Here is a 24208-nt window from a genome sequence, read left to right as displayed (position 1 = left end):
CGTGCCCAGTAGCCAATCCAGGCTTGATGTGACCAATAATGGGGGCGTGTCCGAACCAACGTTGACCAAGTCCACCGGGCTGCAGATCGCCATAGGCACTGCCGTTTGGGGCGCTTTGCTGGCTGTTAGCGCCTTGGCGGGACCAACGTTTCTGGCTCTGACCTTGGGTCTCGGGGTGCTGGTCATGGCTTGGGGTGGGCTGGGGCATCATCGCTGCCAACCCCTCGCGGCACCCGCGGTGTCCTCCTCCTGGGTGGGGCAGTGCTGATCTACAGCGTGTGGACCCGAGAAGAACACCCCTATTTGCTGTGGGTGCCAGCTGCACTCTCCGTCTCGATGATTGCTGCTCTTGGGCACCAATTGCTGCGGCGCGATGGTCGTCCTCGGGTCGTCGAATCAGTCAGCGGTGTGGTGTTAGGCCTGGTCATCATCACCGCTTCGGTCCTGATGTTGCCGCTCACTTTGACTGAAGAGGGCGCGGTAGTGGTGGCTGCCGCTGCAGTTGCAGCAGGCCTTTGTGGCGGAGTCGACTTGCTGCTTCGGTTGCGGTGGAAGTCTGACTGGACCGTGCCAATCGGTCTGGCGCTCGGTGGGGCAATCGGCGCCGGTGTCGGCTATCTGGGCGATGCAGACTGGACGGCCACCTTGCTCGTCGGCGTTTTGGCCGCCGGAGTTAGTCACTCCATGCGCTCCGTCTTGGTGGGGTTGCCGACGATGTCGACGGCTCGGCCCAAACTGGTCTTAATCGTCACCTCGGTGATGATCATCGGACCGCTGCCGTATGCAGTGGGGCGCGTTCTCGTCCCCGACGCCCTGCCCTAGCCCTAGACTGGTCCAATGCCTTTGAGCTAGACCCCAACATGCACCCTGACCTCGCCCCACTGGCCTGGATGATCGGCCGCTGGGAGGGCGCTGGCGTTGTCGGCTATCCCACGATCGAGTCAGCCAACTTTGGCCAGGTCATCGAAGTGACCCACGACGGTCGGCCCTTCTTGGAGTGGAAGTCGCACACCTGGATCCTTGACAGCGAGGGCAACCAGACCACCCCTCTGCCACCGAGTTGGGATTCTGGCGTCCACTCCCCGGCGGCGAAGTGGAACTGCTGCTGACCCACCCGACGGGAATTGTCGAGATGTACTACGGCAAGACCAGCCCGGCCAAGGTCGAGATGAAGACTGATGGCGTGCTTCGCAGCCCTTCAGCTAAGGAGTATTCGGCAGCGACGCGCCTCTACGGCAACGTCAACACCAACCTGCTGTGGGCGATGGACATGAGCGCCGTTGGCGAGTCCAACGCTAGCCACGTCTCGGCCGAGCTCAAGCGGGTTGGCTAGCCACCGAAGCCTGAGGTGGGCGACACTGGGTCGGAGTAGTCCTCCATGGTGTCGTTCGCTAAGTGCTCCTGCAGCACTTCCAGTTGATCCGGGGCCGGGTTCACGATTGAGCCCGCAAACGAGCTTTCCCCGATGCCACTCCACGGCGCGGTGATGAAGTTGATGTCATCGCCACGGACACCGCGCATGTCAAACGCCAACGAGCGCATTTCGCCCATGTCGAGGCTCTCGTCAACGGTCAGGTTGTTGGTGGCTGCGTCAACGAAGTTGGCAAGCTTGACCGGGTTGCCTAAGGTGTCAGCGCTCAGGGCCTTCAGCATGATCGCCTTGATGAATGCCTGCTGGCGCTGACCACGAGAAATATCGCCCTGGCTCAGCGCATAGCGCTCGCGGACGAAGGCCAAGCCGGTTTCGCCGTCCATCTCCATCTCGCCGACCGGATATCCGGGGCTGGCTTCTGCGACGTTGACCGTGACCCCGCCAATGGAGTCGGTCATCGCCTGGAACGACTCAAAGTTGACGATGACAACACCATCGATCGGCACGCCAAGTTGCGGTTGCAGCGTCTCCACGAGCAGCGGTGCGCCGCCGAAGGAGTACGACGCATTGATCTTGTTTTTGTCGCCCGAGCCCGGGATGTCGACGAAGTAGTCGCGCGGGAAGTGAATCAGGTCGACCCGGTCGCGCTCGTCCGAGACGTGCGCGACGACAATGACGTCGGAGCGGCCGCGCTCTTCGTCGAGGTCGCGGCTGTCTGAGCCGATGATCAGGTAGTTGAGCGCATCGCCGGCGCTAGCGGGGCGCTCCATCGGAACAGGCAAGACCTTTGCGCCATCCTCGCCGGTCATTTCGTCGTCCGGTAGCAGCCGGTCGTAGGCGATGTTGTCGTTGACTCGCCAGTTCAGGAACGCCAAATAACCGGCTGCGGTGCCGACGACACCCAACGCCAAAACGGTGACCAAGATAATGGCCGTTCGGCGCAACCGACGCCGAGGGCCCCGCGTGCGCCTGCCTGCTTCACTCATACCGCGATTGTAGGTTCCTGCCTGGGAGTAGGCTGTGTGAACAGGATGGTTGTGGGCTGTTAGGGCGGCTACGGTGGGATGTGTGTCGCACTCCCCAGATCTACCTAGCCCCTCAAAAGAGGCGCTAGAAGCGGTATACGGGCAGGTCAGCGAATCGGGGCTGCGCTTGACTCAGCCTCGGCGTCGGATCCTGAGTGCCCTGCTAAATGTGGGGCACGCGACACCGGAGCAACTGACAGCTTCGGTCAATCAGGATGGTGAAACGCCACTACCGGCCTCCACGGTCTATCGAAATCTTGAGGCCTTGGCCAGCGCCGACCTGGTGCGCCACACCCACCTTGACCATGGCGCTCCATCCTTCAACCTGCCTCATCATGGCGAACACCTGCACCTGGTATGCCGGGAGTGCGGAGCGGTGATTGAGGCCGACCATCAGATCGCTGATGACTTCGTGCGGAATCTTTGGACCCGATTTAGCTTTGAAGCAGATGTAACCCATATGGCAATTCACGGCCGATGCCGCGATTGCCAAGCATTAACCACCGAAAGGCCCTCGTGAACGACCCTGCCGTAGAAGCCCCCGTCCGTCGCTCACCCCTGCTCAACCGCCCTGGTGCCGTCGAAGACGTGGGCACCGATGCTGGCGTCGCGGCACACTATGGCGACCCGCACCGCGAGCAGCGAGTTCTCGAAGAGGGCCTGGCCTGTGTCGACCTGTCGAACCGCGGGGTCTTGACGATCACCGGTCCGGATCGGCTCAGTTGGCTGCACTCGTTGACCACTCAGATGTTGACGAATCTGCCAGCTCGCACGAGTGCTGAGACGCTGATCCTGTCGCCCAAGGGCCACATTGAGCACGCCCTGCATGTGGTCGATGATGGTGAAAATACGTTGTGGATGACCACCGAGCCCAACGCTGTCCCTGCCGTGATGGAGTGGCTCAACAAGATGCGCTTCATGTTGCGTGTTGAGATCACCGACGTCACCGATGACTACGCCGTGTTGGGCGAACCGATGGGCGCTGAGTCGGTGGCGGGGGAGTCGATGGCCTGGGTTGATGCCTGGCCGCGGATCGTTGGCGACAGCGTCGCGTATGGGCCCAGCGAAGCCGAGCATCCGGCCGCCGGGCGGATGTGGCGTGAGTTGATCGTGGCGCGTGAGCAACTGGAGCAGGCTGTTGGCGAGCGGCCGTTGGCTGGACTGTGGGCTGCCGAAGCGCTGCGCATTGAGGCCTACAGACCCCGCGTCGGCGTGGACACCGATCACCGGACCATCCCGCATGAACTCGACTGGCTGCGCACCGCCGTTCACCTGCACAAGGGTTGCTACCGGGGTCAAGAGACGGTGGCCCGCGTGCACAACTTGGGCCGCCCACCCCGCCGACTGGTGTTTTTGCACCTGGATGGGTCCGGGCATACCTTGCCGGATGCGGGAGCCGAGCTAACCTCCGGCGATCGCACCATTGGGCGACTGACGACGGTGGCACGACACCACACCGATGGGCCGATCGCGCTCGCCGTGGTCAAGCGCAACCTCGACCCCGAGTTGGAGTTGCTTTCGGACGCCACCAGCGCGGCTCAAACCGTGATCGTCACGCCCTAAACCCAGGGGCAGCGTCGCAGATCACCTGCGGTGTGTCGGGCGCTGGTGGTATGCAAGGGGTATGTCCGCGTCAACGATGATCACGGTGGCCCCAACCGGGGCTGAGACCGCCAAGAGCGATTTCCCGCAGTTGCCGACCACTCTGCAAGAAATCGTCGAGACGGCGATCTCTTGCCAAGCCGCCTGCGCGACGCTGATCCATCTGCACATTAGAGATGCCAACCATCAGCCCACGCTGGATCACGGCTATCTCAAAGCGGCAGTCGACGCGGTCCGAGAGAGCACCGACCTGATCGTCCAGTTATCGACCGGTGGCTCGGTGCACGACCCCTTGAAGACCGACTGAAGGTGCTCGACGCCGAGCCAGACTCGTGCAGCCTCACCTGCGGCACCGTAAATTTCGGCAATGGCGTGTTTATGAATCCCTACCCTTCATCAGCGAGTTGTATGTGCAGGCCCAAGAGCGTGAGGTCGTGCCGGAGTTTGAGCTGTTTGACCTGGGCCATGTTGCTGCCCTGCGCCGCCTGATTGACGCTCACGGCTTGCCATATGGCGGCAAGGTGCACGTCGACTTTGTCACCGGTGTGCCAGGCGGTATGCCGGGGACGGTGCAAGCGCTTGCCGCCGGAGTGGCCGCTCTGCCAGCCGAAGTGACGAGTTGGTCTGCCACCGGGATAGGCCGCGCCCATCTGCCCATCGTGGCTGGTGCGCTCGCTATGGGAGGGCACCTGAGAGTCGGGATGGAAGACAACCTGATGTTCATGCGGGGCCGCCAAGTTGATCACAACATGGAGTTGGTTGCCCGAGCGGCCCACATTGCCCACGAGTTGCAACGCCCACCGATGTCGGGTGCGCAAGCCAGAGAAATGTTGGGCATCAAGGATCGCCGGTCGGCAGCGAGGGCAGACTGATTTAGGGTGGGGTCGTGACCGAGACAACGATGTCCCCCGCACACGATGACAACGGGCTTTCCGCCGAGGCAGTGACCAGTTTGTTGGCCCGCGCACCAGTGGTCGCCACGTACAGCAGGTCTGGCTTTGTCGAGTCCGTACATCACGGCCTGGTGGTGGCTACAGACCCTGAAGGCGGTGTCACGCTGGTCCGGGGCGAGGCTGACGTGCCGATCTTTCCCGGTCTTCCAACAAACCGATGCAGACCGTCGCCATGCTGCGGGCCGGTCTGAAACTCACCGATGAGTTGCTGACTTTGGCTTCCGCGAGCCACAACGGTGAAGATTTCCACCGCGAGGGCGCTCGGCGCATCCTGGCCACCGTTGGCCTCGAGGAGTCTGCTCTGCAGAACACCCCAGATATCCCCGGCTATGAGCCAGCCAAGCAAGAGTGGCTCGCCGCTGGCCGCGAGCCAAGCTCGGTTGCCCAAAACTGTTCGGGCAAGCATGCCGCCATGTTGGCCACGTGCGTCATCGCGGGGTGGGACCTCAAGACCTATCGCGACCCGTCGCACCCGTTGCAGCAGTTGATGGCACAGACCCTGACTGAGTTGACCGGCGAGGCCATTTCGGCGATCGGAATCGACGGCTGTGGTGCCCCGGTGATGGCCTTGAGCCCGTTGGGCCTGGCTCGTGGGTTCGGGACCTTGGCGGCTGCCGATCCGGAGTCGGATGAGGGCCGCGTTGCTGACTCGATGCGCCAACATCCTTTGTGGCTTTCTGGCACTGGCCGCGATGTCGCTGAGTTGATTAGCGGGGTGCCTGGACTCATTGCCAAGGATGGCGCCGAAGCGGTCTATGCCGTTGGTCTGCCCGATGGGCGCGGCTTGGCGGTCAAGATCGCTGACGGCTCACACCGGGCTCGCACGGTTGTCACGATGGCAGCCTTGCGCGCCATGGGCCTCGAAGACCCCGACGGTGTCTTGGCCAAGGTTGCCGATGAGCCAGTGATGGGTCACGGCGAGCGAGTCGGTGCCGTCGAAGCCTTCGACCTGTAACGATGCGCAGCGTTATTCAGCGGGTCACCCGGGCCCGCGTTGTTGTTGAGGGCGACGTCGTCGGGGAGCTGCCCGGCCCTGGGCTGGTGGCGCTCGTTGCCGCCGCCCACGACGATGGGCCCGAAGATGTTGCGACAACAGTGCGCAAGATCGCCGAGTTACGGATCATGCCGGGCGAGCTTAGCGTCACCGATGCAGGTGCCGGCGTGCTGGTGATTAGCCAATTCACGTTGTACGGGCAGACGACCAAGGGCCGCCGTCCCTCCTGGGGGCTTGCAGCGCCTGGAGACGTCGCTGAGCCTCTCGTGGACGCGGTGGCTGATCAACTACGCGCTCGCGGCCTTGACGTTGCCACCGGGGTCTTTGGCGCGGACATGCAGGTCGAGTTGGTCAACGATGGGCCATTCACTGTCATCGTGGATAGCTAGTGGGGCAACGTAGGCTAGGAGCATGAGTCTCATCGGTAGCGCCCAAAGCCTCGTCATCCTTGTCCTGGGAGCGGCCTTTTGGGGTTAGAGCTATGGGCACTTATTCATGCCGCCACCCAGCGCGCGGATGCCTTCATCGCCGCCGGAAAGCTGTCTAAACCCAAATGGGTGGGGATCACCGGCCTCGGTGCGATCTTCGGATTTTTGACGGTCTTCAGCCCGCTCAACCTGTTTGGCTTGCTAGGTGTGGTCGCCGCTGCTGTCTATTTAGCAGACGTGCGGCCCGCGGTCAGCGCAGCCAGTGGCCGTGGTGGCGGTCAAAACAACGGCCCATACGGGCCCTGGTAGTCACCCCGCAAGAAGTAGTCACCCCCGCAGAACGGCCCTTAGGAGCTCGGCTCGACCGCTGACCAGGCAAAGGTGATCTCACCGTTGCGCCAGCGTTTCGGCCCATCTAGCACCGGCCACCCCGCGTCGCGCATCGCCTGGGCGGTCGCTATGAACCGCTGTTGCACGGCATAACTGGCCATCGGCGCTGACCGCTCCCACATCTGATCGATCGCCTGCATCACGCGATGGATCGGCTCGCCAGGCACATTTCGGTGAATCAGGGCTTTCGGCAACCGCTCGGCAATCATCGACGGCGCGGTGATGCGCTGATCAGCAAGTGACTTCAAGTGCCAGGCCAAACTCAGCGAGACTGCCTCGGCCGCAACCTGATCGGTCGCCCTGGGGCGGCCGCACGCAAGTGCACCCACGTCGACAGGCGGCCAATCTCATCGCAGGTGCCTTCGACGACGGCGCCACCTGGAGCCAACCGAGCAACCATCTGGTCCCAGGCTGCGCGAACTTGCGACTCGTCATACTGACGAAGAACGTTGAAGGCCCGGACCAGGAGTGGCCGTTCGCCGTGTGGCATCGGGATCTCAAAGCCGCCCACCGCAAATTGTCGCGCCGGCGGGTCCTGGGCCCAGTTCGCATCCTTCACGCGTTGCGGGTCAATCTCTAAGCCGAGCAACCGCACATCGTGGCGCACGGCGCGCATCCGCCGAGCCAACTCCACCGCGGTCACCGGGGACGCGCCATACCCCAGGTCCACGACCCACGGCGGGCTGCTGGCCTGGCGCAAGAGGGCGCGAACGCATACTCCATCCACCGGTCGACGCGTCGCAGCCGGTTGGGATTGGTGGTGCCCCGGGTGATGGTTCCCAGGGGCCGAGAAGGACCGCTCATTAGTCCAGATTAGTGCCGTGCGAAACTTAAAACGTGATTCAGCAGACGAATTCGGGGTGCCCCAAGCGGGTCGCGATGCTGAGCGTCCACACGTCTCCACTGGAGCAACCGGGCACGGGGGATGCCGGCGGGATGAACGTGTATGTCGTGGAGACGGCCCGCAGGCTGGCTCAGCGCGGCGTGGAAGTCGAGATCTTCACCCGGGCGACCGATGGTGCCCAAGACGAAGTTGTGGAGCTAGCACCCGGGGTTTTGGTGCACCACATCCCAGCCGGTCCCTATGAAGGATTGGCCAAAGACGATTTGCCCGGCCAACTGTGCGCCTTCGCCGCAGGCATGATGCGCACCGCAATGGCCCAACCCGAGCACTGGTATGACCTGGTGCACTCGCACTACTGGCTCTCGGGCCAGGTGGGCTGGCTGGCGGCCGACCGGTGGAACATCCCGCTGGTCCACACCATGCACACGATGGCCAGGGTGAAGAATGCGGAACTCGCTGAAGGTGACCGTGCCGAGCCGATGGGCCGCGAAATTGGTGAGGCTCAAGTCGTTCAAGCGGCCTCCACGATGGTTGCCAACACCAACCTCGAAGCCTCACAACTCATGGACCTGTATGACGCTGATCCGCTGCGCGTGTACGTGGTCCACCCAGGTGTCGACCTGGAGGTCTTTACCCCGGCGACCAACGCACTGCCCGCGAGCATCTCGGCCTCAATCACGATGACGTGGTTTTGCTGTTTGTTGGCCGCATCCAGCCGCTCAAGGCCCCCGACGTGTTGGTGCGGGCAGCCGCAGAGTTGCTCAAGCGGCAGCCGGAACTGCGCGACCGTCTTGTCGTGGCCATCCTTGGTGGCCCATCTGGCTCTGGCCTCGAGCACCCCGAGTCGTTGCAAGAACTCGTCGCCGAGCTGGGCTTGAGCGACAACGTTCGTTTCCAACCGCCAGTCTCGCGGCCTGAGTTGGCGCGGTGGTATCAATCCGCAGACTTAGCGATCGTGCCTTCGCACAGCGAGTCGTTTGGCCTCGTTGCTATAGAAGCCCTGGCCAGTGGCACTCCAGTGATTGCGGCCCGCGTGGGTGGTCTGCCTATCGCCGTCGGCGACGCCGGAGTTTTGGTTGATGGTCACAACCCGCAGGACTGGGCTCGGGTCATTGGCGAAACGCTCGCTGACACCGACAAAATGGCAGCCCTCGCAGCCCGGGCGCCCGAGCATGCCGCCGAGTTTGGCTGGGATCGTTCGGTCGATGACCTGCTGGCGGTCTATCGCTTGGCCTGCGCTGAACGCGCTGGTGCGCCCATTAACGGCTCTGCTTCCCTTACCGATATCCCGACGGCGGTGGTTCCATGACCGAGGCAAATGTTGCAGTTCATCTAATCCAAGAACATCTCACTGAGTTGGGCGTGGAGTGGGAGGCAGGCTCACGCACCGGTGAAGTGGTCGCGATTCTGCCGGGCGAGCGCAAACTCAAGACCGTGGTCTCGCTCCTCGTGCGTCGCCGGATCATGCGGGTGCGGGCTTTTGTGATCCGCAACCCGGATGAGAACCACCTGGGGGTCTACAGCTATTTGATGCGTCGCAATCTGCGTCTGCCTGGTTTGGCCTATGCAATCGACAGCACAGGGGATGTCTATCTGGCCGGGCAGATGCCGATCACCTCGGTTGATGCGCGTTCCCTTGACGAACTGCTCGGCGCGGTCCTCAGCGCCTGTGACGAGCCGTTTAACGAGTTGCTGGCCTTGGGCTTTATGTCTGCGATGCGCACCGAGTGGGTGTGGCGGACCTCCCGGGGAGAGTCGAAGGCCAATCTCGCGGCATTCGCGCACCTGCTGAGCGAGGAAGGCGAGTCTGACTAGACTTGCCTGCATGACTGCGGAAGCAACCCACACCTCATCCTCCTTCGCCACGGCGAAAGCGAGTGGAACGCCAAGAACCTCTTCACCGGTTGGGTCGACGTCGAACTGTCGGACACCGGCAAGGAAGAAGCCGCGCGCGCTGGCGAACTCCTGGTAGCCGAGGGCATCCTGCCCGACGTGCTGCACACCTCGCTGCTTCGTCGTGCGATCAACACCGCTAACTCGGCGCTGAACTCTGCGGACCGACACTGGATTCCGGTGCGTCGCAGTTGGCGGCTGAACGAGCGTCACTACGGCGCTCTGCAGGGCCTGGACAAGGCAGCCACCCGGGACAAGTACGGCCAAGAGCAATTCATGCTGTGGCGTCGTTCGTTCGACACACCACCGCCGGTCATCGAGGCGGACTCGGAGTTTTCCCAGGCCAACGATCCTCGGTATGCGGACCTCGGCGACGACCTGCCCGGCACCGAGTGCCTCAAGGACGTCATCGTCCGGATGTTGCCCTACTGGGAGTCCGACATCACCACCGACCTCGCTGACGGCAAGGTCGTCATGGTCGCAGCCCACGGCAACAGCCTGCGCGCCTTGGTCAAGCACTTGGACGGGATCAGCGACGACGAAATCTCTGGCCTGAACATCCCCACCGGCATCCCGTTGGTGTATGAGTTGGATGCAGACTTTAAGCCGGTCACCCCCGGCGGTCGCTACCTTGACGCCGACGCTGCCGCAGATGCCATCAAGGCAGTCGCCAACCAGGGCAAGTAGTCCCTGGCTGAGCTAGACAAAGAATGAGCCCCGGTGGAAATCCACCGGGGCTCATTCTTGTGTTCTGGTTTACGCAGTCTCAAACTTGTAGCCCAAACCGCGGACCGTCACAATCAACTCCGGATTGGACGGGTCGACTTCGATCTTGGCCCGCAACCGCTTGACGTGCACATCCAGGGTCTTGGTGTCCCCGACGTAGTCGCTGCCCCAGACTCGATCAATGAGTTGCCCCCGGGTCAGGACGCGACCGGTGTTGCGCAACAGCATCTCCAGGAGTTCAAACTCCTTGAGGGGCAGTGAGACATTCTCTCCGCGCACGCTCACGTGGTGCCGATCAACATCCATCCGGACCGGCCCACTCTCGATGGTGGCTGGCACCAACTCTTCAGGCTCAACCTGACGGCGCAACACAGCTTTGATCCGAGCGAGCAACTCACGGCTCGAATAGGGCTTGGTCACGTAGTCGTCAGCGCCGATTTCGAGACCGACCACCTTGTCGATCTCACTGTCCTTAGCGGTCAACATGATGACCGGCACGGACGACTTTTGGCGCAGCGCACGGCATACATCGACTCCCGACAGGCCCGGCAGCATGAGGTCAAGCAAGACGAGATCTGCGCCATTGCGGTCGAAATCTTCCAGGCCGGCTGGTCCGGTCTCGGCGACTGAGACGTCGTAGCCTTCCTTGCCGAGCAAATACGAAAGTGGGTCGGAAAACGATTCTTCGTCTTCCACCACCAAGATGCGGGTCATCTGTTCATCTTCCGGCCAGGGGACAGGGGAACAACGGACGTCAACTGTGACGAAGTGCGGTTGGGGTCAGCGCCGACTTCGGCACTAGGGACCAGGGTGACACCAGGGCGTGAGTGCGGCGGTGCTGCGGCACCCACCTCGCGATCATCATTGACGATACCGGGCAAGCGCAAGGTGAAGGTCGAACCATGTCCTTCTTGACTCCACACCACCACTTCGCCGCCATGGTTCGAGGCAATGTGCTTCACGATCGATAGGCCCAAGCCGGTGCCGCCGGTTGCCCGGGAGCGGGCCGGGTCCACACGATAGAAGCGCTCAAAGATTCGCTCCAGATCCCGCTCCGGTATGCCGCTGCCCTGGTCTGACACCGCAACCTCCACTGTGTCGTCGACGCGCCGAGAGACAACCGAAATACGAGTGCCATCCGCTGAATAGGCGACAGCGTTGGTGACGAGGTTGCGGATAGCGGTCGAGATCAACTCGGCATCTCCATAGACACGCAGCCCTGCTGAGGGGGTAGCGCACACCGCACTGATGCGCCGTTTGGAGGCGACCAGACGCGTATCGTCCGCGGCCTCTCGGGCGCACGCTGAGACATCGACAATGACCAGCGGATTCATCAGGTCTGCGGTCTGCAACCGTGACAAGTTCACGATTTCGCTGACCAAGCGAGAGAGCCTCTTCGTCTCGCGTTGCATTCGCTTGGCGAACCGCTTGACCGCTTCGGGGTCTTCGTTGGCTTCGGCGACCGCCTCGGCGAGCAGCGAAAGACCGCCAACAGGTGTTTTGAGTTCATGGCTGACGTTGACGACAAAGTCGCGCCTTGCTTCTTCGACTCGACGAGCCTGGGTATGGTCTTCGACCAGCATCAGCACCAGGCCATCGGGCAGCAGCGCGGCCCGAACTCCTGCCAGCAGTCGACCCTGGCCAAAGGACCGCGGGCGAGATCCAATTCGGTCTCGCGAGTTTGCCCATCGGCGCTCACTTCGCGTGCTAGCTGCTTTAGCTCGAGTGCACCAAGTTTGGGCCGTGCACCAAACCGTAGGCCCGGGCTGCAGATGTGGAGGTGAGCGCGCGTCCGGTGGAGTCAACCACGAGCCCGCCGGTCGAGAGGGCGTCGAGCACTTCGGTCACGCCGGCTGGCAGCGGATCGGGGTTTCGCCAGATTCGGCGGGCGACTCGTTACGCTGGCCCCGAATGAGGATCAGCAAAAGAGCGCCCAAGATGGCGCCAACCAGCACGCCTAGCGCGGCGGCGGTCCATGGAGTCATACGATCACCATACGACCCAATAACGACGGATTTCGCTCTGTGGCCGCCTAGCCTCCACCTCGTATCCGAGAGTTCACTTAGCGTCGGCATCTCGTTCACGTGCCCCTGACACGGTGCGTTACGTCGATATTCGAAAGGGAGCACCATGCGTACGGCATTTCATGAAGAGTTGGCCTTTATCTCTGATCAGTTGGTCGAGATGACCCGTCTGACTGCATCAGCTTTGAACCGCGCGACTCAGGCTCTGATGGACGCCGATTTGGAGCTCGCCGAGAGCGTCATCACTGCGGATGAGCACATTGATGCCATCCGTCGGGATCTCGACAACCGAGCGGTGGACACTTTGGCGCGTCAACAGCCGGTCGCCACCGATCTGCGCATCCTCGTCACGTCCATGCGTATGAGCTCGGACTTGGAGCGGATGGGCGACCTGGCTCGGCATGTCGCCAAGGTTGCTCGGTTGCGCTACCCAGAGTCATCCATCCCGCCAGCACTGCGCGGAGTTTTTTGGAGATGGCGTCCATCGCCGAGCAGATGGTGATCAAGACTGGTGCCATCATCGCCAGCAACGATCTGGCTGGGGCCGCCACATTGAAAACCCAGGATGACCGGATGGATGAGTTGCATCGAGAGGTCTTCCGAGTGCTCTTATCTGAGGAGTTCACCTCGGGCACCGAGGCTGCCATCGACGCCACTTTGCTCAGTCGTTACTACGAGCGATTCGGTGACCACGCGGTCTCGGTGGCACACCGCGTTGTCTACTTAGTGACCGGCGAGTGGCACGACGAGGTCAATCTGGATGAGGCTCTGGAGATGCGCACAGCAGCCAGCGCGCGTGGCACCGCCCCGGTGCGCGACAGCTGATAGAGAACGCACGAGCCCTCAGGAGTTTCTGAGGGGACAAAAAAACCGGCTGCCGCACGATGCGGTGGCCGGTTTTTGTATGCCAGGCAGCCCCTTAGCGGTCTTCCCCAGCGCCCTCTTCCTCGACCGGCGCCTCATAGCCCAGTGCTTCTGCGTAGACCTCGAATGGGCCTTCCGGGAGCAGCACGGGGATCCGGGCTGAAGCGATCTCGCCGGTAGACGTTTCGAACTGTGCTTCGACCAGGGTGCCCGGGATGACGTCGACCGAGTCAACTGCGACGGCGTTAGCGAAGTCGCCGCTGACATCGTCAAGCCGTTGCAGCGAATGCGGCCCCACCTCGACCGTAGGCTCCAACTGCATGGGGCCGTCCTGCGAGGTGAGCGAAATGACGATTGAAACGTCCTCGTCGGTTTCGTTAACGGCCGCACCTGCGAGGATGCCAGCAGACCCAGAACCTGCGCTGATGATAGCCATCCCATCAATAGAGACGCCCTCGGTTTGCAAGTTTGGGCCATCGGCTGCTGCGTATTGCAGGTCAGTGGTGATGGGTGAGTTCACCTGGCAGGCGCTCAGGCCCAAAGCCATGACCAGCGACGATGTCACGGCAATGAAACGAGCGCGCGGGCTGGAAGCAGTGGATTTCGAGGTCACGGACAATACCTTACCGGGTCGAGGCCTGCTCCCGCAGCGGGGCGTTGACCTGCCTAAATGACAGTGATGTTATTTAGTGATCTACTTCACGCGTGTTATTCTTGGGGTCCGCGAAAGGGGCTAACTAAAGATGACATTCAAGGTCGGCGAGACGGTCGTATACCCGCACCACGGTGCGGCTCTCATCGAAGAAATGAACACCCGCACCATTAAGGGCGAGGAGAAGTTATACCTCAAGCTCAAGGTAGCCCAAGGGGACCTCACCATTGAGGTCCCAGCAGATAACTGCGATCTCGTCGGAGTCCGGGACGTCGTCGGCCGTGAGGGCCTCGACAAGGTCTTTGAGGTTTTGCGCGCAGAGCACACGGAGGAACCGACCAACTGGTCGCGCCGCTACAAGGCAAACCTCGAAAAGCTTGCTTCTGGTGATGTCGTGAAGGTCGCCGAGGTCGTTCGCGACCTCTGGCGTCGCGACAAGGACCGTGGGTTGTCCACTGGTGAGAAGCGCTTGCTGAGCAAGGCGCGTCAGATTCTGGTGTCAGAGTTGGCGCTCGCGGAAAAGACCAATGAGGACAAGGCAGAGGCCACGCTTGACGAGGTTCTCGCGTCCTGAGCGTTGGAGTCATCCTGGTCGCAGCAGGCCAGGGCACTCGACTAGGTGCTGGCAAACCCAAGGCTCTTGTTGAGCTAGCCGGAGTCAGTCTGTTAGTCCGGGCAGTCCACGGCATCACTCATGTCGCGGACGTCGCATACATTGTCGTCGTAGCCCCCAGGGGCGTCTGGATGAATTCCAGGCGCTGCTCGGGGGCTTCGTCGCGTCCGGGGCCGAGATCACTGTGGTCGCAGGCGGCGACGAGCGGACCCCTCTGTGCGCAATGGCCTGGCGGCAATGCCAGAAGGGGTGGAGGTGGTCCTCGTGCACGATGCGGCGCGCGCACTCACCCCGCCAGCCGTGTTTGACCGGGTGATCACCGCGGTCCGGGCAGGGGCACCCGGTGTCGTGCCGGTGCTGCCGGTCGTCGACACGATCAAATCCGTCCGCGGGCCAGAGCACGATGAGATCAAAGGGACCGTTGACCGCAGCACCTTGCGCGCCGTGCAAACCCCGCAGGGTTTCAAGGCTGCGGTGCTGCAGAGCGTTTATGCGCAAGACATCAGGGTGACGACTGACGATGCCGGTCTGCTAGAGATGGCTGGTTACTCGGTACGCGCCGTGCCGGGGATGCGCGAGCCATGAAGGTCACCACGCCTCACGACCTCGCCGTCGCGGCACTCTTCCTGTGATGAACTGCTGACATGCAGCCTCTCGTCCGCGTTGGCCAAGGATTCGACGTCCATCCGTTTGCCGAGGAAGCCCGTCCGCTCTTGCTGGGCGGCCACCTGGTCGACGAAACGGCAGGTTTGGCTGGCCATTCAGATGCCGACATCGTGGCGCATGCGGTGACTGACGCCTTGCTCGGCGCTCTGGCGCTCGGCGACCTCGGCTCGTTCGTCGGTGTCGACACCCCCGAAGTGGCAGGTGCCGAATCGATGGGCTTTGTTGCCGCAGCCCTACGAGAGGTGAGTGACGCTGGCTATGGGGTCGCCAACGTCGATGTCACCGTGATCGCGCAACGGCCGCGGATTGGCCCCCATGTCCTGGCCATTCGGCAGGGTTTGGCGAAGGTCTTGGCTTGCGACATCTCTCAGATTTCCGTCAAGGCAACGACGACCGACAAGTTGGGCTCAATCGGAGGAGGCGAAGGGATAGCCTGTTTGGCGAACGCCACCCTTGAGCGTGGATTCGGCCAACCTGCTCCCTAGCCATTGCCCTCGCGGTGCAGGAGCGACCAGGTCCGAAAATCGCTCTACGCCACAGCTTTTGGGTCGCCAGAGGAATTTCCGAATGTCGCGCCACCCCGGTATGCCGCCGGGGCGCTGATCGGCAGTACGGTGGAGGGACCCCAAAGAGCCTCAGAGAGGACTGTTCATGCCAAGCACAGTGAAGGGCGTCATCGCGCGTAGCAAAGGCGCAGACGTCGAGACAGTCGACATCATCGTGCCGGACCCGGGACCAGGCGAAGCAGTCGTTGCCATTGAGGCATGCGGCGTTTGCCACACCGACCTGCACTATCGCGAAGGTGGCATTAACGACGAGTTCCCGTTCCTGCTGGGCCACGAAGCGGCAGGCACCGTCGAAGCCGTCGGCGAAGGGGTCACCGATGTTGCGCCGGGAGACTTCGTCATCCTCAACTGGCGCGCAGTCTGCGGGCAGTGCCGAGCTTGCGCCAAGGGTCAGCCCTGGTATTGCTTCAACACTGCCAACGCAAAGCAAAAGATGACCTTGACCGACGGCACTGAGTTGAGCCCGGCGTTGGGCATTGGCGCCTTCATCGAAAAGACACTGGTTGCCGCCGGGCAGTGCACCAAGGTGGACCGGGAAGCTTCGGCCTCTGCTGCTGGCCTGTTGGGCTGTGGCGTGATGGCCGGGTTCGGTGCCGCAGTGAACACCGGCGGGGTGACCCGCGGAGACTCCGTCGCCGTGATCGGCTGCGGAGGTGTCGGCAACGCCGCCATCGCCGGTGCCGCATTGGCCGGAGCAACCAAGGTCATCGCCGTTGACGTGGACGACCGCAAACTGGAGGGCGCTAAGAAGTTTGGTGCCACGCATACCGTCAATTCCAAAGAGGCTGACCCCATCGAGGCGATCCGCGAATTGACCGATGGCAATGGCGCAGACGTCGTGATCGAAGCGGTTGGCCGCCCAGAGACCTACAAGCAGGCGTTCTATGCCCGCGACTTGGCTGGCACCGTCGTGCTGGTCGGCGTACCGACGCCTGAGATGCAGGTCGAATTGCCGCTGCTCGACGTTTTCGGGCGGGGTGGCTCGCTCAAATCGAGTTGGTATGGCGACTGTTTGCCTTCGCGTGACTTCCCGATGCTGATCGACCTGTATCAGCAGGGAAAGTTCGACCTGGATGCCTTCATCACCGAGCGGATTGGCTTGGGTGATGTCGAGGCAGCGTTCGACAAGATGCACTCCGGTGACGTGCTGCGATCGGTGGTGGAGATCTGATGACTGCTCGTATTGATCATGGCGTGACGTCAGGCACCTTCAGTCTCGACGGTGGGACCTGGGATGTCGACAACAACGTGTGGGTCATTGGTGACGACGAAGAGTGCATCATCATCGACGCGCCGCACGATGCGGCTGGCATCGAGAATGTCGTCAAGGGCCGTGCCGTCACGGCGATTTTGCTGACGCATGCGCATGATGACCACATCGGCGCGGCGGTGGCGATGGCCTTCAGCACGGGTGCACCGATCTATTTGCACTCTGCTGACCGGATGTTGTGGGATCGCGTTCACGAGCACGCGCCAGACCAAGAACTGTCCAACGGAGACAGCCTCAGCGTTGCTGGGGTCACTATCCAGGTGCTGCACACGCCAGGGCATTCACCCGGCTCGTGCTGTTTCTATGTGCCTGAACTGTCGACCGTCTTCACCGGCGACACCCTGTTTGCCGGTGGCCCAGGCGCAACCGGCCGCTCGTTCAGTGACTTCGACGACATCGTGGATTCGATCACCGAGCGGTTGCTGACCTTGCCGGCGGCGACCACCGTCAACACTGGACATGGCGATTCAACGACGATCGGTGCCGAGGCGCCGAACCGTCAGGAATGGATCGACCGCGGCCACTAAAGGCTGATGTTCTGGCTCACGGCTGGCACGCCGGTAGCCTAGGGAGCGTGAGTTTGCGCCTCTATGACACTGCCAGCCGTGAGATCCGGGATTTCGAGCCACTCGAGCCAGGTAAGGCCAGCATCTATATCTGCGGTCTGACCACTCAAGGTGAGCCGCACATTGGGCACGTCCGCTTTGCGGTTGCCTTCGATATTTTGCGCCGCTGGATGGTCCGCGGGCACGGCCTTGACGTCACCCTTGTCCGCAATGTCACCGACATTGACGACAAGATCTTGCGCAAGTCGGCCGAGAATGATCGGCCCTGGTGGGCTTGGTCCTATCTGCACGAGCAGGCCACCAGCGAAGCGTTGCGCACTCTCGGGGTGCTTGACCCAACCTATGAGCCACGCGCCACGGGTCACATCACCGAGATGGTCGAGTTGATCGAGACGCTGATCGAACGCGGTCACGCCTATCCAGCGACCGATGGCAGCGGCGACGTCTACTTTGATGTCCGCTCCTACGCCGACTACGGCTCCCTGACCAGGCAAAAGATCGACGACATGGAAGCCGCCGCCGACGCCGATCCGCGCGGCAAGCGCGACCCCCGCGACTTCGCGTTGTGGAAGGGCGTCAAGCCCGAAGAGCCCAGCACCGCCAGTTGGCCCCTCCGTATGGCCGCGGCCGCCCGGGTTGGCACCTTGAATGCTCCGCAATGGCCCGCAAGTATGTCGGCGACTCCTTCGACATCCACGGCGGCGGCGTCGACCTGCGCTTCCCGCACCACGAAAACGAGCAGGCCCAGTCACGTGCAGCCGGGTTGGGATTTGCCCAGTTCTGGTTGCACAACGCCTGGGTGACGCTCAGTGGCGAAAAGATGAGCAAGTCGCTGGGCAACACATTGACCGTGGGCGCCCTCACGGAGACCGTCGCGCCCCTGGTCTTGCGCTTCTACCAGGCTCGGTGCACTACCGCTCCACCGTCGAGTATGGCGAGGACTCCCTGGCTGAGGCAGGTGCGGCGGTCGATCGGATCACCGGCTTCATCACCCGCGCTCAGGAAGCGCTAAAGGGCGATGTCGCTAGCACAACGCCTGCCTTGAATGACCGCGCCGACTCCGTTGATTTGCCGGATGCTTTTGTCACTGCGCTCGATGATGATCTCAACGTCTCCGAAGCACTCGCTGTCATCTTTGGCTCGGTGCGCGAAGGCAACCGACTGCTGGAGTCTGGCGGATCCGACCCGGCGACTTTGCTGCATACCCTGGAGCAGGTCATCGGCATGACCCAGGTGCTCGGGGTCAACCCACTGGACCCACAATGGTCGAGCGCAAACGCTGGCTCCGGTGCCGCTGACGTCTTGGCTGCCTTAGTTGACCAGCGACTGAACGCCCGGGCGGCGGCCCGTGCGGAGAAGGACTTTGCCGCGGCCGATGCCATCCGCGACGAGCTGACCGCGCTCGGCGTTGAGATTGAAGACACTCCTGCTGGTGCGCGCTGGTCGCTGGCAGCAAGGTAATCTGGAAGGCGTTCGCTCCACGTGGAGTAGTCGTCGCAAAAACGTAAGGCTTGTCATGCCCGGTAATTCGCAGCGCCGAGGCGCAGTTCGCAAGTCCAGCAAGAAGGGCGCGACCGTCGGTAGTGGCGGTCAGCGTCGCCGCGGTCTTGAAGGTAAGGGCCCGACCCCTAAGGCTGAAGACCGCACCAAGCACGTCAAGCGCGGCAAGACCGACCAGGCGAAAAAGGCCAAGGCTCGTCAGAAGGACCGCCGCGAAGGCCGTTCTGCTAGCGAGGTCGTTGCCGGTCGCAACTCGGTGCTGGAAGCTCTGCGCACTCACATCCCGGCCTCCACTTTGTATGTCGGAGCCCGGATTGACTCCGACGATCGGGTGAAAGAGTCGATCAGTCTTGCGACTGAGCGCGGCATCCCGGTCCTCGAAGCACCCCGTGGCGAGTTGGATCGACTGACCGATGAGGCCTCGCACCAAGGACTCGCGCTGCAGATCCCGCCGTACGAATATGCCCACCCCGAAGACCTGATGGATCAGGACCTACCTGGTGTGCCGCTGATCGTGGCCCTCGATGGGATCACTGACCCGCGCAACCTGGGTGCGATCATCCGCTCGGTGGGCGCATTCGGTGGACATGGAGTCGTGGTGCCCGGGCGCCGCTCGGCAGGGATGACCGCCACCGCGTGGAAGACCTCCGCCGGTGCCGCCGCTCGCATCCCGGTCGCCCAGGCCACCAACCTCACCCGCACGCTGGAGGCCTACCGCAAGGCTGGCTTCTTTGTGATCGGCCTTGATGGAGACGGAGACGTGTCGCTGACTGGCTTGGAACTGGCCGACCAGCCACTCGTGGTCGTGGTCGGCTCTGAGGGCAAGGGCTCTCACGTCTCGTCAGCGAAACCTGCGACCAGATCGTCTCGATCCCGATTAGCTCGGTAACCGAGAGCCTCAACGCCGGCATCGCGACTGCGGTCACGCTTTATGAGATCGCGCGCAACCGGGCTTAACGCAACACTCCTGGCCGGGGCGATCGTAGCCCTGGCTGGCTGCAGCGCATCTTCAGACGAGCCACGTGAGGTGCCGGACACCGATCTGCCGGTCACCGAGGTGCTTAGTCGTCCCGACGGCTTCACCCAGGGCTTTGAAGTGCTCAGCGATGGCCAGTGGCTGATGGGCACCGGCGGATATGGCGAATCGCAAATCCAGGTGGTCGACGCCGATGGCAAGGTCGTCGAATCCGCCAACTTGCCGGACGAAGAGTTCGGTGAGGGCACCACGGTCATCGGCGACACCGCATACCAATTGACCTGGCAGTCCGGCGTGGTGCACACCTGGACGCTGCCGGACTTTCAGCCCGGTTCCAGCCAGAGCATTGAGGGCGAAGGCTGGGGCTGTGCTCCGACGAAGCCGCCGGTGGGTTGTGGCTCTCGGATGGCACGCCGACGCTGTCTCTGGTCGATGCCGAGAGCTTTGACACCATTTCGCAAGTACAAGTGAGCGATGCGAATCAACCCGTCTTTAACCTAAACGAGTTGGAGTGCATCGACGGGGCGGTCTGGGCCAATGTCTGGCAGACCAACGACATCGTGGTGATTGACCCCAGCACCGGTGACGTGACGCGCACCTACGACTTCAGCGACCTCGCTGCCGATCAGGACACCAGCGAGCCTGGGCACGTCCTCAACGGCATCGCGTACGACGACAGCTCAGACTCGCTCCTGATCACCGGCAAGGAGTGGGACGCCGTCTATCGACTCGACTATGCCGAGTTGATTGAGCAGTAGCGCACCACCAGCAGTAGCGCTCTCCGGGAGCGCATCCCAGGGGCGCTTAGCCTTTGCGGCCAGCGTCGATGTCGGCCACGATCGGCATCTCCTGGGTGTCGAGGCCGACGACCGCGTCCTCATCAGGCTTATTTGGCAAAACCGTCGCGACATAGTCGGCCACCGCGTCCATGATGTTGACATCGTTGCCGCTGAACTCCGACATGTACCAGCGGTGCTCGAGCACTTCGTGGAACAGCTCGGCGGGCTCAATCTTGCGTCGCAGCGACCGCGGGGCTGCCAACGTGACGGGGGTGTAGACCTCTGAGACCCAGTCGTGGGCGACCTGAGCCTCATCGTCATTCTGCCGATCGGTGGATGCTGAGTAGGCATCGAGGTCGTTGAGGAGTCGGCGGGCCTGGTTTTCTTCAACATCAAGGCCGGTCAGCTCCATCAGGCGCCGCGAGTGATAGCCCGCGTCCACGACCTTCGGTTGGATCTGGATGTGCGTGCCATCAATGTCGGTGGTGATGTCGAGCTCGTCGACGTCGAAGCCGAGGTTGTTCAGCCGGCGGATGCGATCTTCAACCTTCCACCGCTCGGTGCTCTCAAGCGCTCGGTCGCAGTGAGTTCTTCCCACAGCAATTCATAGCGGTGGATGATGCGGTCGGCGATCTCGATGGGGTCGACGCCTTCCTCGAGATGGCCGCCCGCCTCGAGGTCCATCAGCTCGCCTGCGATGTTGCCGTGCGCGATAACAGTGTCGTGCTCTCGCTGGCCGTTGCTCAATTGTTGATGCACGGCGGCCGTCTCCGCGTCGACGAGGTAGGCAGCGAAGTCGCCAGCATCACGGCGGAAGAGGGTGTTTGAGAGCGAGACATCGCCCCAGAAGACTCCGCTGATGTGCAGGCGCACTAGCAGCACAGCCAACGCGTCCAGCACTCGTCGGGTGGTGTCTGGCCGCATCTTTTGGCTGAAGACGGCGCGGTAGGGCAGGGAGAATTTGAGGTGCTGAGTGACCAAGCAGGCGTCGAGTGGCTCGCCATCGGCCGTCTTGCGGCCAGAGATGACCGCTAGCGGCATCACGGACGGCTGGTCGAGACGGTTCAGGATGCGCAGAGTGTCGTATTCGCGACGGGCCAGGTCAGCGTGGATCTCTTTGATCGCGACGACCTTGCCCGACAGCTTGACGAAGCGGACGATATGCCGCGAGATGCCCTGGGGCAGCGCTGCCAGCAGGTCCTGAGGCCAGTCCTCCAGCGGAAGCTCCCACGGCAGGTCCAAGAGGGCCGGATCGAGGCGTGCGGCAGTGATATCGAGAGCCATGAGTTCACCTTATGGGGCCAGAGGGGGTAGGCAGAGCAACGTGCCGCCCACTGCAAGCAGCGGGCGGCACGTTGTTTAGTTCAAGCTGAGGGTGCGATCAGCCGTTGAGACGCAGACCGGTCTCGGGGTTGAACAGGTGGATGTGGTCAGCCTTGGGCGTGAAGTAAATCGTGTCGCCCTTCTTTGGCGGGTGTGCGACCGTCAACACGGGCAACGAAGGGCTTGTCCGTGTCAGCAGCGCCTTCGACGGAGCCGTAGATGTAGGCGTCGGCGCCGAGCTCTTCCACGACGTCGATTTCGACCGGGAGGCCGCGACCGCTGTCGTCCAGCTCAACGTCTTCGGGGCGAACGCCCGCGATGATGGTGTCGCCAGTGTTGGACAGCACGTCGGCGTCAACCGGGTGGGTGACGCTTCCGAACTTCACGCCACCGTCAGCGACGGGCAGCGTCATCAGGTTCATGGCGGGGGAGCCGATGAAGCCAGCGACGAAGACGTTGTCCGGGTGGTCGTACATGCGGCGGGGTGCGTCGCACTGCTGCAACTCGCCATCCTTGAGGACCGCAACGCGGTCGCCCATCGTCATGGCTTCAACCTGGTCGTGCGTCACGTAGACGGTGGTGACACCGAGGCGACGCTGCAACGAAGCGATCTGCGTACGAGTCTGAACACGCAACTTGGCGTCCAAGTTCGACAGCGGCTCATCCATCAAAAAGACCTGGGGCTGACGCACGATGGCGCGACCCATGGCAACACGCTGACGCTGACCACCGGAGAGTGCCTTCGGCTTGCGGTCCAGGAACGCGGTGAGGTCCAAGATCTTGGCGGCCTCTTCAACGCGCTTGCGGATCTCGTCCTTGGGCGTGCCAGCAATCTTGAGCGCGAAGCCCATGTTGTCGGCCACGGTCATGTGCGGGTACAGCGCGTAGTTCTGGAAAACCATGGCGACGTCGCGGTCCTTGGGCGGAAGCGAGGTGACGTCGCGGTCACCGATCAGAATGCGGCCGCTGTTGACCTCTTCGAGGCCGGCCAGCATGCGCAGGCTGGTGGACTTACCGCAGCCCGAGGGGCCAACGAAGACGAGGAATTCGCCGTCTTCAATCTCGATGTTCAGCTTGTCGACCGAGGGAGTTGTTGCTCCGGGGTAGACGCGCGAAGCGTTTTCATAAGTGACTGTTGCCATGGTTGATCCCATCCTTCACCGGCAGGTACGTGCCGGACGATCCGTTGTAAAGGTCCCTCCCGGCGGACGCCGCGAGAGCAACTCGGGCGGCTAGCCGGACAGTGGTGGTTTCCCCATGTCAAGGCGACGCTGCCAAAGGTTACGGACTGGGCTGCACTTGAGCCGGGGCACAATGCACCTCAATCGGTAGGTTGATTGTTCCACCTCTAAGTGCGTGCGTCTAGTGACGTGTATCACTTATATGGGCCTTGTGGCCTTAGTGGATACTGAAGGCATGGCTGAAAACCGGCGGCAAGTCTCACAAGGTGTATGCCGAGGAGTTGGGCGGGACTGACTTCATCAGCGCCAACCTCTATTTGGGCGGAACCGAGGAACACTTACGCCCGTGCGAGATGCCTGCGGCTAAGGTCGTCGCGTTCCTTAAAGGCTTCGCCACTCACGAGCCAGATCCGGCGACCGAGAGTGCCCGCGCTCGGATTGAGAGTCCAGCTTTGGGAGAAGACTGATCAAGGCTGGATAATGGGGTGAGTGTATGACTCCGAACAGTTGGCCGCCCGCGAACGATTGATTGCAGCGACCCAGTTGTTGCGGGACATCGCCGACGACGGCGAGGCGCTCGACCTTCTCAGCGACGAGGAACGCATCGCTTTGGTTAATGCAGCGGGCGACATCTTTGCTCCTGATCCTGCCGAGCGTCGCCGCCAACTCAAGTTGCGCACCGCAAAGCGCAAGCAGGCTAAACGCCAGCGCGACCGCGACACCTTGGACGAAACGGGCATCCGGAGTCTGCGCGCACAGAGTGTCTTCACCACGCCAAACCAGTTCGCGCCGGTTGGTTTTGAGCAGAGCGACCAAGAGCAGGCAGAGTTCCGGGAGACCGTGGAGCCGCAGCACTGTTATATCTGCAAGCAGCGCGGCACCGAGGTGCACCACTTCTATGACCAAATGTGCCCGTCGTGCGGCGACTTCAACTACGCCAAGCGTGGGAAGTTGGCTGACCTCAGCGGCACTGTCGCTTTGCTGACCGGTGGGCGTTAAAG

Annotated in this window: 31 protein-coding genes and 7 pseudogenes; 28 read left to right on the top strand and 10 right to left on the bottom strand. The window is 62.4% G+C overall.

Going from position 1 to position 24208, the window contains the following annotated elements:
* Positions 1-46: 46 nt before the first annotated feature.
* From L0A91_RS09790 to L0A91_RS09780, 3 genes and pseudogenes are all read left to right on the top strand, one after another.
* Positions 47-268 (top strand): hypothetical protein, encoded by a 222-nt coding sequence (locus L0A91_RS09790; protein WP_235244222.1) that lies wholly within the window; start codon positions 47-49, stop codon positions 266-268.
* Positions 262-822 carry a hypothetical protein gene (locus L0A91_RS09785; protein ID WP_235244220.1) on the top strand — a complete coding sequence of 187 codons (561 nt, stop codon included), beginning with the start codon at positions 262-264 and terminating at the stop codon, positions 820-822. Before L0A91_RS09790 ends, L0A91_RS09785 begins: the two co-directional genes overlap by 7 nt.
* A gap of 38 nt (positions 823-860) precedes the next feature.
* A pseudogene (locus tag L0A91_RS09780) lies at positions 861-1333 on the top strand (FABP family protein).
* On the opposite strand, the gene L0A91_RS09775 reads toward L0A91_RS09780, so the two are convergent.
* A complete protein-coding gene (locus L0A91_RS09775) occupies positions 1330-2358 on the bottom strand; it encodes an LCP family protein (protein ID WP_235244219.1) in 1029 nt (342 codons plus the stop codon). The pseudogene L0A91_RS09780 and the gene L0A91_RS09775 overlap by 4 nt on opposite strands.
* A gap of 73 nt (positions 2359-2431) precedes the next feature.
* On the opposite strand from L0A91_RS09775, the gene L0A91_RS19885 reads away from it, so the two are divergent.
* From L0A91_RS19885 to L0A91_RS09745, 8 genes are all read left to right on the top strand, one after another.
* Complete coding sequence (locus L0A91_RS19885; protein WP_397333699.1) at positions 2432-2917, top strand: Fur family transcriptional regulator; 486 nt, start codon at positions 2432-2434, stop codon at positions 2915-2917.
* Positions 2914-3960, top strand: a complete 1047-nt coding sequence (locus L0A91_RS09765; RefSeq protein ID WP_235244215.1) for a folate-binding protein YgfZ — start codon at positions 2914-2916, stop codon at positions 3958-3960. The genes L0A91_RS19885 and L0A91_RS09765 overlap by 4 nt, the downstream gene beginning before the upstream one ends.
* A 61-nt stretch (positions 3961-4021) precedes the next feature.
* Positions 4022-4306 carry a 3-keto-5-aminohexanoate cleavage protein gene (locus L0A91_RS17500; RefSeq protein ID WP_260115183.1) on the top strand — a complete coding sequence of 95 codons (285 nt, stop codon included), beginning with the start codon at positions 4022-4024 and terminating at the stop codon, positions 4304-4306.
* A 25-nt stretch (positions 4307-4331) separates the two neighbouring features.
* On the top strand, positions 4332-4871 hold the full coding sequence (locus L0A91_RS17495) for a 3-keto-5-aminohexanoate cleavage protein (protein ID WP_260115182.1): 540 nt from the start codon (positions 4332-4334) through the stop codon (positions 4869-4871).
* A 14-nt stretch (positions 4872-4885) separates the two neighbouring features.
* Positions 4886-5143 carry a hypothetical protein gene (locus L0A91_RS18960; protein ID WP_311197764.1) on the top strand — a complete coding sequence of 86 codons (258 nt, stop codon included), beginning with the start codon at positions 4886-4888 and terminating at the stop codon, positions 5141-5143.
* Complete coding sequence (locus tag L0A91_RS09755) at positions 5110-5907, top strand: asparaginase (protein WP_311197763.1); 798 nt, start codon at positions 5110-5112, stop codon at positions 5905-5907. The genes L0A91_RS18960 and L0A91_RS09755 overlap by 34 nt, the downstream gene beginning before the upstream one ends.
* A gap of 2 nt (positions 5908-5909) precedes the next feature.
* On the top strand, positions 5910-6335 hold the full coding sequence (gene dtd / locus L0A91_RS09750) for a D-aminoacyl-tRNA deacylase (RefSeq protein WP_235244202.1): 426 nt from the start codon (positions 5910-5912) through the stop codon (positions 6333-6335).
* Positions 6336-6413: 78 nt separating this feature from the next.
* Positions 6414-6683, top strand: coding sequence for a DUF2516 family protein (locus L0A91_RS09745; RefSeq protein WP_235244199.1), 270 nt, complete (start codon positions 6414-6416; stop codon positions 6681-6683).
* 38 nt (positions 6684-6721) lie between these two features.
* On the opposite strand, the gene L0A91_RS19880 is transcribed toward L0A91_RS09745, so the two are convergent.
* Complete coding sequence (locus tag L0A91_RS19880) at positions 6722-7024, bottom strand: hypothetical protein (RefSeq protein ID WP_397333698.1); 303 nt, start codon at positions 7022-7024, stop codon at positions 6722-6724.
* A gap of 2 nt (positions 7025-7026) precedes the next feature.
* Positions 7027-7464: a hypothetical protein gene (locus tag L0A91_RS19875; protein ID WP_397333697.1), complete on the bottom strand. Its 438-nt coding sequence runs from the start codon at positions 7462-7464 to the stop codon at positions 7027-7029.
* Between the two features lie 179 nt (positions 7465-7643).
* On the opposite strand from L0A91_RS19875, the pseudogene L0A91_RS18955 reads away from it, so the two are divergent.
* The 4 genes and pseudogenes from L0A91_RS18955 to L0A91_RS09725 all read left to right on the top strand — a co-directional run.
* Positions 7644-8174: pseudogene (locus L0A91_RS18955) on the top strand (glycosyltransferase); the annotation flags it as partial.
* Between the two features lie 119 nt (positions 8175-8293).
* The gene (locus tag L0A91_RS18950; protein WP_311197762.1) at positions 8294-8917 is read left to right on the top strand and encodes a glycosyltransferase; all 624 of its coding nucleotides are present in this window, start codon (positions 8294-8296) and stop codon (positions 8915-8917) included.
* On the top strand, positions 8914-9423 hold the full coding sequence (locus L0A91_RS09730) for a YbjN domain-containing protein (RefSeq protein WP_235244198.1): 510 nt from the start codon (positions 8914-8916) through the stop codon (positions 9421-9423). Before L0A91_RS18950 ends, L0A91_RS09730 begins: the two co-directional genes overlap by 4 nt.
* A gap of 6 nt (positions 9424-9429) precedes the next feature.
* Entirely contained in the window at positions 9430-10188 is a 759-nt protein-coding gene (locus L0A91_RS09725) for a phosphoglyceromutase (protein ID WP_235246590.1), read from the top strand.
* A gap of 69 nt (positions 10189-10257) precedes the next feature.
* On the opposite strand, the gene L0A91_RS09720 is transcribed toward L0A91_RS09725, so the two are convergent.
* The 4 genes from L0A91_RS09720 to L0A91_RS09710 all read right to left on the bottom strand — a co-directional run bounded on the left by L0A91_RS09720 (position 10258) and on the right by L0A91_RS09710 (position 12212).
* On the bottom strand, positions 10258-10941 hold the full coding sequence (locus L0A91_RS09720; protein WP_235244196.1) for a response regulator transcription factor: 684 nt from the start codon (positions 10939-10941) through the stop codon (positions 10258-10260).
* Complete coding sequence (locus L0A91_RS09715; RefSeq protein ID WP_235246589.1) at positions 10938-11810, bottom strand: cell wall metabolism sensor histidine kinase WalK; 873 nt, start codon at positions 11808-11810, stop codon at positions 10938-10940. The genes L0A91_RS09720 and L0A91_RS09715 overlap by 4 nt, the downstream gene beginning before the upstream one ends.
* A gap of 133 nt (positions 11811-11943) precedes the next feature.
* Entirely contained in the window at positions 11944-12075 is a 132-nt protein-coding gene (locus tag L0A91_RS17490) for a hypothetical protein (RefSeq protein ID WP_260115181.1), read from the bottom strand.
* Positions 12072-12212 carry a hypothetical protein gene (locus tag L0A91_RS09710; protein WP_235244194.1) on the bottom strand — a complete coding sequence of 47 codons (141 nt, stop codon included), beginning with the start codon at positions 12210-12212 and terminating at the stop codon, positions 12072-12074. Before L0A91_RS09710 ends, L0A91_RS17490 begins: the two co-directional genes overlap by 4 nt.
* A gap of 145 nt (positions 12213-12357) precedes the next feature.
* Between L0A91_RS09710 and L0A91_RS18945 the strand changes: the two genes are divergently transcribed.
* Complete coding sequence (locus tag L0A91_RS18945; RefSeq protein ID WP_311197761.1) at positions 12358-12753, top strand: PhoU domain-containing protein; 396 nt, start codon at positions 12358-12360, stop codon at positions 12751-12753.
* A complete protein-coding gene (locus L0A91_RS18940; RefSeq protein ID WP_311197760.1) occupies positions 12726-13076 on the top strand; it encodes a PhoU domain-containing protein in 351 nt (116 codons plus the stop codon). The genes L0A91_RS18945 and L0A91_RS18940 overlap by 28 nt, the downstream gene beginning before the upstream one ends.
* A gap of 94 nt (positions 13077-13170) precedes the next feature.
* On the opposite strand, the gene L0A91_RS09700 is transcribed toward L0A91_RS18940, so the two are convergent.
* Positions 13171-13728 carry a hypothetical protein gene (locus tag L0A91_RS09700; protein WP_235244190.1) on the bottom strand — a complete coding sequence of 186 codons (558 nt, stop codon included), beginning with the start codon at positions 13726-13728 and terminating at the stop codon, positions 13171-13173.
* Positions 13729-13858: 130 nt separating this feature from the next.
* Between L0A91_RS09700 and L0A91_RS09695 the strand changes: the two genes are divergently transcribed.
* The 9 genes and pseudogenes from L0A91_RS09695 (at position 13859) to L0A91_RS19870 (ending at position 20682) form a co-directional block, all read left to right on the top strand.
* Complete coding sequence (locus tag L0A91_RS09695; protein WP_220121802.1) at positions 13859-14341, top strand: CarD family transcriptional regulator; 483 nt, start codon at positions 13859-13861, stop codon at positions 14339-14341.
* Positions 14338-14688 carry a 2-C-methyl-D-erythritol 4-phosphate cytidylyltransferase gene (locus L0A91_RS17485; protein ID WP_311198158.1) on the top strand — a complete coding sequence of 117 codons (351 nt, stop codon included), beginning with the start codon at positions 14338-14340 and terminating at the stop codon, positions 14686-14688. The genes L0A91_RS09695 and L0A91_RS17485 overlap by 4 nt, the downstream gene beginning before the upstream one ends.
* Complete coding sequence (locus L0A91_RS17480) at positions 14597-14965, top strand: 2-C-methyl-D-erythritol 4-phosphate cytidylyltransferase (RefSeq protein WP_260115180.1); 369 nt, start codon at positions 14597-14599, stop codon at positions 14963-14965. Before L0A91_RS17485 ends, L0A91_RS17480 begins: the two co-directional genes overlap by 92 nt.
* A gap of 59 nt (positions 14966-15024) precedes the next feature.
* Positions 15025-15531, top strand: a complete 507-nt coding sequence (gene ispF, locus L0A91_RS09685) for a 2-C-methyl-D-erythritol 2,4-cyclodiphosphate synthase (RefSeq protein WP_235244188.1) — start codon at positions 15025-15027, stop codon at positions 15529-15531.
* 166 nt (positions 15532-15697) lie between these two features.
* Entirely contained in the window at positions 15698-16783 is a 1086-nt protein-coding gene (locus L0A91_RS09680; RefSeq protein WP_235244185.1) for an S-(hydroxymethyl)mycothiol dehydrogenase, read from the top strand.
* Entirely contained in the window at positions 16783-17409 is a 627-nt protein-coding gene (locus L0A91_RS09675; RefSeq protein WP_235244183.1) for an MBL fold metallo-hydrolase, read from the top strand. Before L0A91_RS09680 ends, L0A91_RS09675 begins: the two co-directional genes overlap by 1 nt.
* Before the next feature lie 47 nt (positions 17410-17456).
* Positions 17457-18909 (top strand): annotated as a pseudogene (gene cysS, locus L0A91_RS09670) (cysteine--tRNA ligase).
* A 295-nt stretch (positions 18910-19204) separates the two neighbouring features.
* Positions 19205-19905: pseudogene (gene rlmB, locus L0A91_RS09665) on the top strand (23S rRNA (guanosine(2251)-2'-O)-methyltransferase RlmB).
* A pseudogene (locus L0A91_RS19870) lies at positions 19880-20682 on the top strand (glutaminyl-peptide cyclotransferase). Before rlmB ends, L0A91_RS19870 begins: the two co-directional pseudogenes overlap by 26 nt.
* A gap of 46 nt (positions 20683-20728) precedes the next feature.
* Here the strand turns inward: L0A91_RS19870 and L0A91_RS09650 are convergent.
* Both L0A91_RS09650 and L0A91_RS09645 read right to left on the bottom strand, forming a co-directional pair.
* Positions 20729-21987 (bottom strand): annotated as a pseudogene (locus tag L0A91_RS09650) (DUF4032 domain-containing protein).
* 97 nt (positions 21988-22084) lie between these two features.
* Positions 22085-23168, bottom strand: a pseudogene (locus tag L0A91_RS09645) (ABC transporter ATP-binding protein).
* Between the two features lie 305 nt (positions 23169-23473).
* Between L0A91_RS09645 and L0A91_RS09640 the strand changes: the two are divergent.
* Both L0A91_RS09640 and L0A91_RS09635 read left to right on the top strand, forming a co-directional pair.
* Entirely contained in the window at positions 23474-23674 is a 201-nt protein-coding gene (locus L0A91_RS09640) for a hypothetical protein (protein ID WP_235244176.1), read from the top strand.
* Between the two features lie 22 nt (positions 23675-23696).
* Positions 23697-24206, top strand: a complete 510-nt coding sequence (locus L0A91_RS09635) for a hypothetical protein (protein ID WP_235244174.1) — start codon at positions 23697-23699, stop codon at positions 24204-24206.
* Positions 24207-24208: the final 2 nt, after the last annotated feature.

The sequence above is a fragment of the Ornithinimicrobium sp. INDO-MA30-4 genome (assembly GCF_021535045.1).
Lineage (GTDB): Bacteria > Actinomycetota > Actinomycetes > Actinomycetales > Dermatophilaceae > Ornithinicoccus.
The sequence above is the reverse complement of the archived record's forward strand: the minus strand, read 5'-3'. Positions and strand labels throughout refer to the sequence as shown.

Excerpts from the sequence above, each read along its gene's own strand:
- L0A91_RS09775 (WP_235244219.1), bottom strand. The coding sequence starts at position 2,358 with ATGAGTGAAGCAGGCAGGCGCACGCGGGGCCCTCGGCGTCGGTTGCGC.
- L0A91_RS17500 (WP_260115183.1), top strand. The coding sequence starts at position 4,022 with ATGTCCGCGTCAACGATGATCACGGTGGCCCCAACCGGGGCTGAGACC.
- L0A91_RS09755 (WP_311197763.1), top strand. The coding sequence starts at position 5,110 with ATGCAGACCGTCGCCATGCTGCGGGCCGGTCTGAAACTCACCGATGAG.
- dtd (WP_235244202.1), top strand. The coding sequence starts at position 5,910 with ATGCGCAGCGTTATTCAGCGGGTCACCCGGGCCCGCGTTGTTGTTGAG.
- L0A91_RS09730 (WP_235244198.1), top strand. The coding sequence starts at position 8,914 with ATGACCGAGGCAAATGTTGCAGTTCATCTAATCCAAGAACATCTCACT.
- L0A91_RS09720 (WP_235244196.1), bottom strand. The coding sequence starts at position 10,941 with ATGACCCGCATCTTGGTGGTGGAAGACGAAGAATCGTTTTCCGACCCA.
- L0A91_RS09715 (WP_235246589.1), bottom strand. The coding sequence starts at position 11,810 with ATGCTGGTCGAAGACCATACCCAGGCTCGTCGAGTCGAAGAAGCAAGG.
- L0A91_RS09710 (WP_235244194.1), bottom strand. The coding sequence starts at position 12,212 with ATGACTCCATGGACCGCCGCCGCGCTAGGCGTGCTGGTTGGCGCCATC.
- L0A91_RS18945 (WP_311197761.1), top strand. The coding sequence starts at position 12,358 with ATGCGTACGGCATTTCATGAAGAGTTGGCCTTTATCTCTGATCAGTTG.
- L0A91_RS18940 (WP_311197760.1), top strand. The coding sequence starts at position 12,726 with ATGGCGTCCATCGCCGAGCAGATGGTGATCAAGACTGGTGCCATCATC.
- L0A91_RS09695 (WP_220121802.1), top strand. The coding sequence starts at position 13,859 with ATGACATTCAAGGTCGGCGAGACGGTCGTATACCCGCACCACGGTGCG.
- ispF (WP_235244188.1), top strand. The coding sequence starts at position 15,025 with ATGCAGCCTCTCGTCCGCGTTGGCCAAGGATTCGACGTCCATCCGTTT.
- L0A91_RS09680 (WP_235244185.1), top strand. The coding sequence starts at position 15,698 with ATGCCAAGCACAGTGAAGGGCGTCATCGCGCGTAGCAAAGGCGCAGAC.
- L0A91_RS09675 (WP_235244183.1), top strand. The coding sequence starts at position 16,783 with ATGACTGCTCGTATTGATCATGGCGTGACGTCAGGCACCTTCAGTCTC.